This is a genomic window from Streptomyces mayteni, from assembly GCF_054783955.1.
Genome location: NZ_BAAGPR010000077.1, coordinates 26,029 through 38,193 on the forward strand (window position 1 = coordinate 26,029; position 12,165 = coordinate 38,193).

At 69.2% G+C, this 12,165-nt stretch carries 11 protein-coding genes; 4 read left to right on the forward strand and 7 right to left on the reverse strand.

The features are described 5' to 3' along the window. Nucleotides 1-41: 41 nt before the first annotated feature. Genes ACYVPE_RS27730 through ACYVPE_RS27740 form a run of 3 tightly spaced genes read left to right on the forward strand, consistent with a single transcriptional unit; the run spans nt 42 to nt 2,590 of the window. Nucleotides 42-1,493 (forward strand): ankyrin repeat domain-containing protein, encoded by a 1,452-nt coding sequence (locus ACYVPE_RS27730; RefSeq protein WP_461036462.1) that lies wholly within the window; start codon nt 42-44, stop codon nt 1,491-1,493. Nucleotides 1,494-1,522: 29 nt separating this feature from the next. After that, on the forward strand, nt 1,523-1,831 hold the full coding sequence (locus tag ACYVPE_RS27735; RefSeq protein WP_461036463.1) for a muconolactone Delta-isomerase family protein: 309 nt from the start codon (nt 1,523-1,525) through the stop codon (nt 1,829-1,831). 60 nt (nt 1,832-1,891) lie between these two features. Further along, nucleotides 1,892-2,590: an EthD domain-containing protein gene (locus tag ACYVPE_RS27740; protein ID WP_461036464.1), complete on the forward strand. Its 699-nt coding sequence runs from the start codon at nt 1,892-1,894 to the stop codon at nt 2,588-2,590. A gap of 16 nt (nt 2,591-2,606) precedes the next feature. Here ACYVPE_RS27740 and ACYVPE_RS27745 read toward each other — a convergent pair whose 3' ends face one another. The 7 genes from ACYVPE_RS27745 to rpsL all read right to left on the reverse strand — a co-directional run bounded on the left by ACYVPE_RS27745 (nt 2,607) and on the right by rpsL (nt 10,670). Continuing rightward, entirely contained in the window at nt 2,607-3,260 is a 654-nt protein-coding gene (locus ACYVPE_RS27745; RefSeq protein ID WP_461036465.1) for an NAD(P)-dependent oxidoreductase, read from the reverse strand. A 719-nt stretch (nt 3,261-3,979) separates the two neighbouring features. After that, nucleotides 3,980-5,635 (reverse strand): solute symporter family protein, encoded by a 1,656-nt coding sequence (locus ACYVPE_RS27750; RefSeq protein WP_461036471.1) that lies wholly within the window; start codon nt 5,633-5,635, stop codon nt 3,980-3,982. A gap of 53 nt (nt 5,636-5,688) precedes the next feature. Then, nucleotides 5,689-6,084: a DUF485 domain-containing protein gene (locus ACYVPE_RS27755; protein ID WP_461036466.1), complete on the reverse strand. Its 396-nt coding sequence runs from the start codon at nt 6,082-6,084 to the stop codon at nt 5,689-5,691. A 216-nt stretch (nt 6,085-6,300) separates the two neighbouring features. After that, nucleotides 6,301-7,494, reverse strand: a complete 1,194-nt coding sequence (gene tuf, locus ACYVPE_RS27760; RefSeq protein WP_461036467.1) for an elongation factor Tu — start codon at nt 7,492-7,494, stop codon at nt 6,301-6,303. A gap of 173 nt (nt 7,495-7,667) precedes the next feature. Further along, the gene (fusA, locus tag ACYVPE_RS27765; RefSeq protein WP_461036468.1) at nt 7,668-9,788 is read right to left on the reverse strand and encodes an elongation factor G; all 2,121 of its coding nucleotides are present in this window, start codon (nt 9,786-9,788) and stop codon (nt 7,668-7,670) included. A 37-nt stretch (nt 9,789-9,825) separates the two neighbouring features. Then, nucleotides 9,826-10,296 (reverse strand): 30S ribosomal protein S7, encoded by a 471-nt coding sequence (rpsG, locus tag ACYVPE_RS27770; RefSeq protein ID WP_132816012.1) that lies wholly within the window; start codon nt 10,294-10,296, stop codon nt 9,826-9,828. Nucleotides 10,297-10,298: 2 nt separating this feature from the next. Next, on the reverse strand, nt 10,299-10,670 hold the full coding sequence (gene rpsL, locus ACYVPE_RS27775; protein ID WP_049572471.1) for a 30S ribosomal protein S12: 372 nt from the start codon (nt 10,668-10,670) through the stop codon (nt 10,299-10,301). A 229-nt stretch (nt 10,671-10,899) separates the two neighbouring features. On the opposite strand from rpsL, the gene ACYVPE_RS27780 reads away from it, so the two are divergent. Continuing rightward, complete coding sequence (locus tag ACYVPE_RS27780) at nt 10,900-11,955, forward strand: LCP family protein (protein ID WP_461036469.1); 1,056 nt, start codon at nt 10,900-10,902, stop codon at nt 11,953-11,955. The last annotated feature ends 210 nt before the right edge of the window (nt 11,956-12,165 follow it).

The window sequence follows — 12,165 nt, forward strand, 5'->3', positions numbered from 1 at the left end:
AACGGATTTCCGCTCCGCACTCCGAAGGAATGGAGAAACTCGTGCTCGATGCGGCACGCACCCGAGAAATTGTCACCAGGCTGTTCGCCGACGTCGCCTCGGGGAACGTCGACGGAATCATCGCCGCGCTCTCTCCCCAGATCGTTTTCGACCTGCCGAGGACGGACTTCAACAACGCCATTCCCAACACCGGCCGCTGGCTCGGCCGCGAAGGGGTGATCGAGGCGTTCCGGCTCCGCGGCGAGCGAACCGACGTCACCGCCTTCGAGCAGCGCGACATGGTGGTCGAGGACAACCGGGCCTTCGTCATCAACTTCCAGCGGATACGGCACCGCACCACCGGCTTCGAGGTCGAGTTCGAGTTCTCCATGGTGCTGACCCTGGGGGACGACGGTCTTGTGCGGCACTGGAAGGCGTTCTTCGACGCCTCTGGCGAGGTCGCCATGTTCCGCTCCGACGTCGACGACCGGCTCCTCGCGGCGGTCGAGACCGGCGACGCCGGCGCCGTCACGGCCCTGTTGCGGGAGGGCGCCGACCCCGACCACCGCGACCCGGCGACCGGGCTCACCGTCTTCCAGACGGCCGCCGGCCGCGGCGACGCCGCCGTCGTGCGGCTGCTCCTCGACGCGGGCGGCGACGTGCACGGGACCGACCGCAGGGGCGGGACCACCGCGCTGCACAAGGCGGTCCAGCGCGGCGACCTCGGCACCGTGCGGCTGCTCGTCGAGGCCGGCGCCTTCGTGGACGCCGTGGCGCCCACCACGGGCCACACCCCGCTGATGGACGCCCTCTGGTACAAGTGGCCGGACGTCACGGCCTACCTGCTCGACCAGGGCGCGGGGCTCGGCCTCCACACCCACTACGGCTTCTCCCTCCAGGAGCACTTCGAGTACGAGCTGAACGTCAACACCCGGGGCAAGGAACGGCTGTTGGAGGCGGAGCGGCTGCTCGACCGCCGGCGCGGCGCGGACGCCGAGGCCGCCGAGGCGCAGCGGCTGATGGCCGCCGTGACCGCGGGCGACGTGGCCCGGGTGCGCTCGCTGATCGCCTCGGGCGCCGACCTGGAGGCCCGCTACCCGGTGGTCAACGGCTTCAACGACCAGCACACCCCGCTGCTGGTCGCCGCCCGCGACGGCCACGTCCAGATCGTCTCGACCCTGCTCGCCGCCGGGGCCGACGTCAACGCCACCGAGCCGACGTTCGGCGCCTCGCCGCTGCACAAGGCCGTCTACAACGGCCACGCCGAGATCACCAGGCTGCTGGTGGCCAGCCCCGGCGTCGACCTGGACTACCAGGGCGCCACCAACGGCTACACGGCGCTGCACGACGCCCTCTGGCACGGCTACGAGGACTGCGCCCGGGTGCTGCTCAGCGCCGGTGCCCGCACCGACCTCACCGGCCACGACGGCCGCACCGCCCACGACGTGGCGGTGGACGGCTTCGGCACCGAGCACCCGCTGTCCCGGCACCTGGCCACCCCGCACACCAACTGACCGCACGCCGACCTGAAGGGGTCACCACGATGCTTTTCTACGTCCAGATGAGGTGGAACCACGAGGGCCGCATCTCGCTCGACGAACTGTGGGACGTCGAGGCCGAGGAGGCGGAGCACGCCCAGGAGACGCTGGACTCCGGATTCTGCGTGGGAATCTGGAAGGTGGCCGCGCAGAAGCGCGTCATCGCCATCATCGACTCCCCCGACGCCGAGGAACTCGACCGCACGGCACTCGGCCGGCTACCGATGCGCGAATACCTGGAATTCGAGGCCGTCTGGCCGTTGCGCGACTATCTCGGATTCGCCGAGGACGTGAAGGCCCGCTATCACGTTTGAAGAGATCAGGACGAATCCGACCAGCCGGAAGAGCAGCAGCAAGCCGATGGAGGAGACAGCATGATCCACCAGCTCATCTTCGCCTTTCCCCGGCCGGGAATGAGCGAGGAGGCGTTCCACCAGTACTGGACCGAGGAGCACGCGGTCCGCTATGCCAGCAGGATCCCGCAGATCAGGCGCTACTCGGTGGACACCCGGATCCCACGCCGGGGCGAGACCACCGAGCCGCTGTGGAGCGGGGTGGCCGAGATCTGGCTGGAGAACGACGAGGAGCAGCTCGCCTCGCTCCAGACCCCCGAGTTCCTGGAGGGAGCGCGGCTCGACGAGCCGCGGTGGGCCGCGTTCTGGCGCTCCCTGGTGCTCGACACGGAGACCGCGACCGTGCTGCCAGGCGAGCCGGACGACCGGCCGCAGCCGGGCGTCAAGCTGATCACGCTGGTCAAGCGGCGGGAGGGCATGACGGTGGAGGAGTTCCGCCGCTACAGCCGCGAGTTGCACGCGCCGCTGGTCACCGGCCTGCCCGGGGTGCGGCGTTACGACCAGTCCTACACCAGGGACTCCTGGTACGCCGTCAGCGAGCCGCCGTTCGACGCCGCCTACCACCTGTGGTTCGACGACGTGGCGGCCGTGGACGCCGCGGAGGCGAGCGCCGAGCAGGCGAAGGTGCTGGCCGACTACGCCAACTTCACCAACCCGCGGTACGTCCACTCGCTGCTGTTCCGGCAGAACTGGATCGTCGGCCCCGCGGTCCGCCGCTGACCGGCGCCGCGGCCGGTCAGTAGCCGACGGTGAACCGCTCGTCGACGTGGTGGGGGTCCTCGATCTCGTCGACGAGGGCCACCGCGTAGTCCTCCATGGAGATCCGGCTGTCGCCCGCGTCGTCCATCACGACCTCCTCGAGGCCGGTGCGGTAGTGCCCGGTGCGCTCCCCTGGCTCGATGGTGGCGGCGGGGCAGAGGCTGGTCCAGTGGACGTCCTTCTCGGTGGCCCGCAGGTAGTCGAGGGCGTCGCCGTGCGCGTGCATGATCTCCAACGCCGGCTCGGGCAGCCCGGGGGCGTCCCAGAGCTGGGCCCCGTCGCCCGTGCGCAGCGAGCCGGCGCCGCCGACCATGATCAGCCGCGGCGCGTCGGCGCCCAGCGCGTGCAGCCCGGCGACCAGGGACTCGGCGGACGGCTCGATCAACGCCCGGTGCCCGGCGGCGTCCCCGCCGCCGACGGCGCTGACCAGCACCTCCTGGCCCCGGGCCACGGAACTGACGTCCGCCGGGTCCAGCACGTCACCGGCCGTCACGGTCAGGTTCTCGTGTTCCCTGGACACCTTCCCCGGATCCCGCACCACCGCGGTGACGGTGTGCCCCCGCTCCAGGGCCTCGCCCACCACCCGCTGCCCGATTCCGCCGTTCGCTCCGAAGATCGCGATCCTGGCCATGGCTCCACGCTCCGCTGGGTTCGACTGGCCCCTCCACCGTCTCACCACGGGCCGGTCCCGGCATCCGGAGACACCGAGCGCGCGGGACACGGCCCCGGCCCCGGGGCCATGCGCTATGCCCGCCGCAGGCCGGACCGGCAGGCGCACCGGCACCGGCCCGCCCGCGGCCTACCTGCCGGACGACACGGCCCGGACCGCGGACCCATGCGCCATGCCCGCCGCAGGCCGGGCCAGCCGGCACACAGCCCCAGCCGGGGGCCACGGGCCCGCAGGACCCCGGCACCGGCACCAGTTGGGCCCCAAGGGCCGCGCCAACGACCGTGGTCGCCAGCCGGCCCACAGGACCCCGGCACCGGCCGCTAGGCCGACACCAAGAGCCGGGCCACGGGCCCGCAGGGGCCCGGCACCCGCACCAGTGGACCCCAAGGGCCGCGCCAACGACCGTAGTTGCCAGCCGGCCCACAGGACCCCGGCCGGCAGGGCCCCGGCCGGCAGGCGTGCCGGTGCCGGCCGCTAGGCCGGCAGGAAGGGGCGGGGCGCGGGCCCGCAGGGCCCGGGGGCGTGCGGAGCGGCCGCTCGGCGGTCATGGCCGCCAGGCCATGCCGCCCGGGGAATATGGGCCACGTAAGTGGCCCGGGGCTCTGAGAGGGGAGCTCAGAGCCCCGGGCAGAGGTGCCGGGTGGGGGTGCCCGGCGGCTGAGGCGGTTGGGGCAGCCGCCTCAGTGCGTGGTGGCGCGTTCGGCGCCGGCGCCCGTGAGGGCGCGGACCTGGAGCTTGGCGAACTTGTCGGGCTCGCTCTCCTTGGAGAGCAGCGTGCCGATCACCGCGCACAGCAGGCCGACCGGGATGGACACCAGGCCCGGGTTCTCCAGCGGGAACCAGTGGAAGTCGACGCTCTCCGGGAAGAGCGACAGGTTGTTGCCGGCCGCGTCCACGCCCTTGCCGGAGACGACCGGTGAGAAGAACACCAGGCCCACCGAGCTGATCAGGCCGCCGTAGATGCCGGCGACCGCGCCGGTCGTGTTGAACCGCTTCCAGAACAGCGAGAACAGGATCACCGGCAGGTTCGCCGAGGCCGCGATGGCGAAGGCCAGCGCCACCAGGAAGGCGACGTTGAGGTTCTGTGCGAAGATCGCCAGCACGATGGCCACCGCGCCGACGCCGATCGCCGCGAACCTGGCGACCCGCACCTCCTCCTTCTCGCTCGCTCTCCCGCGCCGCAGCACGCTGTTGTAGAAGTCGTGCGCCAGCGAGGAGGACGACGCGATCGTCAGGCCGGCCACCGTCGAGAGGATCGTCGCGAAGGCCACCGCCGCGATGAAGGCCAGCATCACCGCGCCCCAGAACTCGCCACCGAAGTGGTCGCCGACGGCCTGCGCCAGCTGTGGCGCGGCCGTGTTGCCCGCCGAGTTCTGCGCCCTGATGGCCTCGTTGCCGACCAGCGCCGCCGCCCCGAAGCCCAGCACCAGGGTCAGCAGGTAGAAGGTGCCGATGATGCCGATGGCCCAGTTGACGGACGTCCGCGCGGTCTTGGAGTCCGGCACGGTGTAGAAGCGGATCAGGATGTGCGGCAGGCCGGCCGTGCCGAGCACCAGCGCCAGGCCGAGGCTGATCAGGTCCAGCTTGTTGACCATGGTCTGCCAGGCGTCGCCGGCGACTTCGACGCCGTACCGCTGCCCCGGTTCGAGGAACGCCTGCCCGGCGCCGCCGTCCGCCGACGCGTCGTTCATCAGCGCGCCGAAGTCGAAGTCGTAGATGGCCAGCACCAGCGCCGTGACGAGCAGCGCGCCGCCCATCAGCATCACGGCCTTGACGATCTGCACCCAGGTGGTGCCGGTCATGCCGCCGAACGACACGTAGACGACCATCAGGATGCCGACCACCACGATGCCGACGATCTTGGCCGTGTCGGCGCTCATCCCGAGGTAGGTCTCGCCCTCCTCGATGCCGAGCAGCAGCGCGACCAGCGCGCCGGCGCCGACCATCTGGGCCAGCAGGTAGAAGATCGAGACGGTCAGCGTGGAGACCGAGGCGGCCGTTCGTACAGGCCGTTGCCGCATCCGGTAGGAGACGACGTCCGCCATGGTGAACCGGCCGGAGTTGCGCAGCAGTTCGGCGACGAGCAGCAGCGCGACCAGCCAGGCGACCAGGAAGCCGATGGAGTAGAGGAAGCCGTCGTAGCCGAAGAGGGCGATCATGCCGGCGATGCCGAGGAAGGAGGCGGCCGACATGTAGTCGCCGCCGATCGCGAACCCGTTCTGGATGCCGGTGAAGCCGCGCCCGCCGGAGTGGAAGTCGGTGGCGGACTTGGTCCGGCGGCTGGCCCTGATGGTGATGCCGATCGTCACCGCGATCAGCACCACGAACAGGATCATGGTGATCAGCCGCTCCTGCGAGGTGGCGCCCTCCGACGCCGCGCCCAGGGTGTTCACGCGCCCTCCCCCTTCCTGGCGCCCGGCACGCCGGGCCCCGACTCCAGTTCCTCGCGCAGCTCGTCGGCGAGCGGGTCGAAACGACGGTTCGCGTAACGGGAGTAGAGGATCGCGATGCCGAACGTGGTGATGAACTGCAGCAGCCCGAAGACCAGCGCGATGTTGACGCTGCCCACCACCTTGGTGGACATCACGCCCCGCGCGTACGCCGACATCAGCACGTAGAGCACGTACCAGGCGAGGAAGCCGATGCTGGCCGGAAGCACGAAGCGGACCAGCCTGGCGCGGAGTTCCCGGAAGCGCGGATCGTCGTACAGGACGGCAGAGCGGGCCTCCAGATCACCGCCTGGCGGCGGATCGCTGGCTTCCGGCACGGAATGCGTCGTCGTCATCTCCGGCTCCAAGGTGGGCTGCGCTGCGAACTGTTCCCGCGAAATGTAAGGAGCGTCACACACCCCTGGCAGCCACCGGGCGACGCCACTCGCCGAACGGTCGAATTCCGCGCCGAGTGGCGGACGACCGGCATCAGCGTCCGAACAGACGTCAGGGGCCTTGCCTCCGCCGGATGCGGAGGCAAGGCCCCTGTCGGTACGAACCTGTCGGTCAGCTCACTTGAGGATCTTGGTGACCTGGCCGGCGCCCACGGTCCGACCACCCTCACGGATGGCGAACTTCAGGCCCTCCTCCATGGCGATGGGCTGGATCAGCTCCACGCGCATGTCGGTGTTGTCGCCCGGCATGACCATCTCGGTGCCCTCGGGGAGGTGCACGACGCCGGTCACGTCCGTGGTACGGAAGTAGAACTGCGGGCGGTAGTTGTTGAAGAACGGCGTGTGACGGCCACCCTCGTCCTTGGACAGGATGTACGCGGTCGCCTCGAACTCGGTGTGCGGGGTGACCGAACCGGGCTTGATGATGACCTGGCCGCGCTCGACGTCCTCGCGCTTCACACCGCGGAGCAGCAGACCCACGTTCTCACCGGCGCGCCCCTCGTCGAGGAGCTTACGGAACATCTCGATGCCCGTGACGGTGGTGGTGGTCTTCTCCGTGTGGATGCCGATGATGTCGACGGTCTCGTTGACCTTGAGGACACCACGCTCGATACGACCGGTGACGACGGTGCCACGACCGGTGATCGTGAAGACGTCCTCGATCGGCATCAGGAACGGCTTGTCGATGTCACGCTCCGGCTGCGGGATCGCGTCGTCGACGGCCTGCATGAGCTCCAGAACGGTCTTGGACCACTCCGGGTCGCCCTCCAGGGCCTTGAGCGCGGAGACCTTGACGACCGGGACGTCGTCGCCCGGGAACTCGTACTCGGTCAGCAGCTCACGGACCTCGAGCTCGACGAGCTCCATGATCTCCTCGTCGTCCACCATGTCGGCCTTGTTCAGGGCGACAACGATGTACGGCACACCCACCTGGCGGGCCAGGAGCACGTGCTCCTTGGTCTGCGGCATGGGGCCGTCGGTGGCGGCGACCACCAGGATCGCGCCGTCCATCTGGGCGGCACCGGTGATCATGTTCTTGATGTAGTCCGCGTGGCCCGGGCAGTCAACGTGAGCGTAGTGACGCTGCTCCGTCTGGTACTCGACGTGCGCGATGGAGATCGTGATACCGCGCTGACGCTCCTCCGGAGCCTTGTCAATGTTCTCGAACGCGAAGCTCTCGTTCACGTCCGGGTACGCGTCGTGCAGCACCTTGGTAATCGCCGCGGTAAGGGTCGTCTTGCCGTGGTCGATGTGACCGATGGTGCCAATGTTGACGTGCGGCTTAGTCCGCTCGAACTTCGCCTTCGCCACTGGGGTCCTCCTGTGGACTGGTGCTGTACGCCCCCCGCGACTTGCGGAGGGTTTTCAGAATGGTCGACCGAACCGGTCAGGACCCCGAGGGGGACGCCCTTGACCGCTTCGCTTAAGGGCTGGGCACCGGGGGCGGCAAACGCCCCCGACGCCCCGTATCGCCAGCCTAAGGGTTATTCGCCCTTGGCCTTCGCGATGATCTCCTCGGCGACGTTCCGCGGAACCTCACCGTAGGTGCTGAACTCCATGCTGTAGCTCGCGCGCCCCGAGGTCTTGGAGCGCAGGTCGCCGACATAGCCGAACATCTCCGACAGCGGGACCAGGGCCTTGACGACCTTGTCCCCGAACCGGTCCTCCATGGCCTGGATCTGGCCACGGCGGGAGTTGATGTCGCCGATGACGTCGCCCATGTAGTCCTCGGGCGTGTTGACCTCGACCGCCATCAGCGGCTCGAGGATCACCGGCTTGGCCTGCCGCGCGGCTTCCTTGAACGCCATGGAGCCCGCGATCTTGAACGCCATCTCCGAGGAGTCGACGTCGTGGAACGCGCCGTCGAGCAGGGTCACCTTGACACCCGTGAGCGGGTAGCCGGCGAGGACACCGAAGTCCATCGCCTCCTGGCAGCCGGCGTCCACCGAGGGGATGTACTCCTTGGGGATGCGGCCACCGGTGACCTTGTTCTCGAACAGGTAGCCGCCTTCCTCCAGCGGCTCCAGGGCGATCTGCACCTTCGCGAACTGACCGGAACCACCGGTCTGCTTCTTGTGGGTGTAGTCGACCCGCTCGACGGCCCGGCGCACGGTCTCCCGGTAGGCGACCTGCGGCTTGCCGACGTTGGCCTCGACCCCGAACTCCCGCTTCATGCGGTCGACCAGGATGTCGAGGTGGAGCTCGCCCATGCCGGAGATGATGGTCTGCCCGGTCTCCTGGTCGGACTTGACCTGGAAGGACGGGTCCTCCTCGGCGAGACGCTGGATCGCGATGCCGAGCTTCTCCTGAGCGCCCTTCGACTTGGGCTCGATGGCGACCTCGATGACCGGAGCCGGGAAGTCCATGGACTCCAGGATGACCGGGTTCGCCGGGTCGCACAGCGTCTCGCCCGTCGTGGTCTGCTTCAGACCCATGACGGCCACGATGTCGCCGGCGCCGACGCGGTCGATCTCCTCACGCTTGTTGGCGTGCATCCGGTAGATCTTGCCGATCCGCTCCTTCTTCTCCTTCACGGAGTTCTGCACCTGCGCGCCCGTGGTGAGCACGCCGGAGTAGATCCGGATGAAGGTGAGCTTGCCCAGGTGCGGGTCGCTCGCGATCTTGAAGGCCAGCGCGGCCAGCGGCTCGTCCTCGGAGGGCTTCCGCTTGATGACCTCGTCGGGGTTCCGCACGGCCTGACCCTCGATGGCCTCGACGTCCAGCGGCGACGGCAGGTACCGCACCACGGCGTCGAGCAGCGGCTGCACGCCCTTGTTCTTGAACGCGGTACCGCAGAACACCGGGGTGACGGTGCCGGTGTCGGTGCCGGTGGAGGCGAGGGTCACGCGACGGATCGCCGCGTAGAGCTGCTCCTCGGTGGGCTCGACGCCCTCGAGGTACAGCTCCATGAGCTCCTCGTCGTTCTCCGCGACGCCCTCGACCAGCTTGGCGCGCCACTCCTCGGCCTGCGCCTGGAGGTCCTCGGGGATGTCGACGGTGTCGTACATCTCACCGAGCTTGGTGTCCTCGGACCACACCAGGGCCTTCATCTGGACGAGGTCCACCACGCCCTTGAAGCCGGCCTCGGCCCCGATCGGCAGCTGCATGACGAGGGGCTGAGCGTTCAGCCGCTCGACGATCATGTCGACGCAGCGGAAGAAGTCGGCACCCGTGCGGTCGAGCTTGTTCACGAAGCAGATGCGCGGCACACCGTAACGGTTCGCCTGACGCCAGACCGTCTCGGACTGCGGCTCGACACCCGCGACGCCGTCGAACACCGTCACGGCACCGTCGAGCACCCGGAGGGAACGCTCCACCTCGATGGTGAAGTCGACGTGGCCCGGGGTGTCGATGATGTTGATGGTGTTCTGGACGTCGTTCAGCGACCAGTGACAGGTGACAGCGGCGGACGTGATCGTGATGCCACGCTCCCGCTCCTGCTCCATCCAGTCGGTGGTGGCGGCGCCGTCGTGAACCTCACCGATCTTGTAGCTCAGACCGGTGTAGTACAGGATCCGCTCGGTGGTCGTCGTCTTGCCCGCGTCGATGTGGGCCATGATCCCGATGTTGCGGACCTTGGCCAGGTCAAGTGAAGTGGTAGCCATCTGGCTTCAGTTCTCTCGGTCTCGATGGGGGTTGCGACTACCAGCGGTAGTGCGCGAAGGCCTTGTTGGACTCGGCCATCTTGTGGGTGTCCTCACGCTTCTTGACGGAGGCGCCAAGACCGTTGGACGCGTCGAGCAGCTCGTTCATCAGCCGCTCGGTCATCGTCTTCTCACGACGGGCCCGGGAGTAGCCCACGAGCCAGCGGAGCGCGAGGGTGGAGGAGCGGCCGGGCTTGACCTCGACCGGCACCTGGTACGTGGCACCGCCGACGCGGCGGGACTTGACCTCGATGGTCGGCTTCACGTTCTCCAGGGCACGCTTGAGCGAGATGACCGGGTCGTTGCCCGTCTTCTCGCGCAGCCCCTCCATGGCGCCGTACACGATGCGCTCGGCGGTGGAGCGCTTGCCGTTCAGCAGCACCTTGTTGATCAGCGACGTCACCAGAGGAGAGCCGTAGACCGGGTCGACGTGAACCGGACGCTTCGGCGCAGGGCCCTTACGAGGCATCTCTACTTCTCCTTCTTGGCGCCGTAGCGGCTGCGGGCCTGCTTGCGGTTCTTGACGCCCTGGGTGTCCAGGGAACCGCGGATGATCTTGTAGCGAACACCCGGCAGGTCCTTCACACGGCCACCGCGCACCAGCACGATGGAGTGCTCCTGAAGGTTGTGGTTCTCACCCGGAATGTAGGCCGTGACCTCGATGCCGTTGCTCAGTCGCACACGGGCGACCTTGCGCAGCGCCGAGTTCGGCTTCTTCGGGGTGGTCGTGAACACACGCGTGCAGACGCCACGGCGCTGGGGCGAACCCTCGAGCGCGGGCGTCTTGTTCTTCTCGACCTTGTCCTGCCGGCCCTTGCGGACCAGCTGCTGGATCGTTGGCACCGTTTCTCCGGTTTCTCTGTGCCGATCACTATGAAGCTAACCTGGACACCCGCCGACCCACGCGGTCGGGCGTGTCGAAGACTGCAGGATTCCCGCTCGACGCGGATGCAGATCCCGGGTCTCCCGTCCGGCCGCTGAAAGCGCGCAGGAGAAACCCCAGGCACAAGGTCAGAGCGTACCTACCCCACGGGCTGCGGTCAAAACGATCACCTGGCCGCACAATGACCGTATGAATAGAGGCGGGGAAAGTGGAAGCGACGACGCGGCGACAGCCGAGAAGACCGACCATACCGGCTCGGCGGACGAGCCGACACCGCCCCGAAGACGAAGACGCCGGCGCTGGCTCCGCATATCCCTCGCCGCCCTGACCGCCCTCCTGCTCCTCGGCTGCACCGCCGCCGCCTGGGCCTACTGGCGCACCGACCAGGCCCTCAGCTCCATCGACCGCATCCCGGACGCGCTGCCGACCCTCCCCGAGGTCTCCCAGCCACCGCGCGCCGAGGGCGACGCGCTCGTCTACCTGCTGGTCGGCGTGGACAACGCCGAGGCCCCCGACAGCGACCGGCCGTGGCAGCCAGGCGAGGCCCGCAGCGACACCATGATGCTGCTCCAGATCGCCGCCGACCGCCGCAGCGCCTGGCTGGTCTCGCTGCCGCGCGACACCTGGGTCGAGATCCCAGGACACGGCGAGGCCAAGCTCAACGCGGCCTACTCGTGGGGCGGCCCGCCGCTGATGATCGAGACCATCCAGAACCTCACCGACGTCCGGATCGACCACCTCGCGGTGATCGACTGGTCGGGCTTCCGCGCCCTGACCGACGCGGTCGGCGGCGTCACGATCGACGGCGAACACCTCGACGGCCGCGCCGCGCTCGACTACGTCCGCGAACGCAAGTCCCTCCCCGAGGGCGACCTCGACCGCACCAGGCGCCAGCAGAACTTCCTCCGCTCCCTGCTGAACGAGACCCTGAGCGCCGGCACCCTCACCGACCCCGGCCGTCTGAGCGGCCTGCTCGACACGGTCGGCGACGTCATCAGCGTCGACGACCGACTCAGCAACGGCGACCTCCGCTCCCTGGCCTGGGACCTCCGCTCCCTCCGCGGCTCCGACGTCCACTACATGAACGCCCCCGTCACCGCCCCGACGATGATCGACGGCCAGTCCGTCGTCCTCCTGGACGAGAACTCGGCGACCCCCCTCTGGGAAGCGATCCGAACGGACACGATGCCGGCCTTCACCACCACCGACGAGTCCCCCACGGAACTCGCCCCCACCGTCCGCTGACCCAGCCATGGGGTCCCCCCGGACGGAGTCTGGGAGGCGCCCCGACGAGCCCTTCCCCGCACCGCGCGACCGGACCACCCCGGCGGACCCAGCGGCAGCGCCGCCCGCCGAAGGCGGGGCCTGGCGGCCGCGCCAGCGGCCGCGTCCGCGCGAAGCGCCGCCGCGCGAAGCGCGGAAACCCGCGCGGCGCGCACCCGGCCCGGCCGCCAG

What these genes read in the sequence shown, in the direction of transcription:
- ACYVPE_RS27735 (WP_461036463.1), top strand. Translation starts at nt 1,523, where the DNA reads ATGCTTTTCTACGTCCAGATGAGGTGGAACCACGAGGGCCGCATCTCG.
- ACYVPE_RS27740 (WP_461036464.1), top strand. Translation starts at nt 1,892, where the DNA reads ATGATCCACCAGCTCATCTTCGCCTTTCCCCGGCCGGGAATGAGCGAG.
- ACYVPE_RS27745 (WP_461036465.1), bottom strand. Translation starts at nt 3,260, where the DNA reads ATGGCCAGGATCGCGATCTTCGGAGCGAACGGCGGAATCGGGCAGCGG.
- ACYVPE_RS27750 (WP_461036471.1), bottom strand. Translation starts at nt 5,635, where the DNA reads ATGATCCTGTTCGTGGTGCTGATCGCGGTGACGATCGGCATCACCATC.
- ACYVPE_RS27755 (WP_461036466.1), bottom strand. Translation starts at nt 6,084, where the DNA reads ATGACGACGACGCATTCCGTGCCGGAAGCCAGCGATCCGCCGCCAGGC.
- fusA (WP_461036468.1), bottom strand. Translation starts at nt 9,788, where the DNA reads ATGGCTACCACTTCACTTGACCTGGCCAAGGTCCGCAACATCGGGATC.
- rpsG (WP_132816012.1), bottom strand. Translation starts at nt 10,296, where the DNA reads ATGCCTCGTAAGGGCCCTGCGCCGAAGCGTCCGGTTCACGTCGACCCG.
- ACYVPE_RS27780 (WP_461036469.1), top strand. Translation starts at nt 10,900, where the DNA reads ATGAATAGAGGCGGGGAAAGTGGAAGCGACGACGCGGCGACAGCCGAG.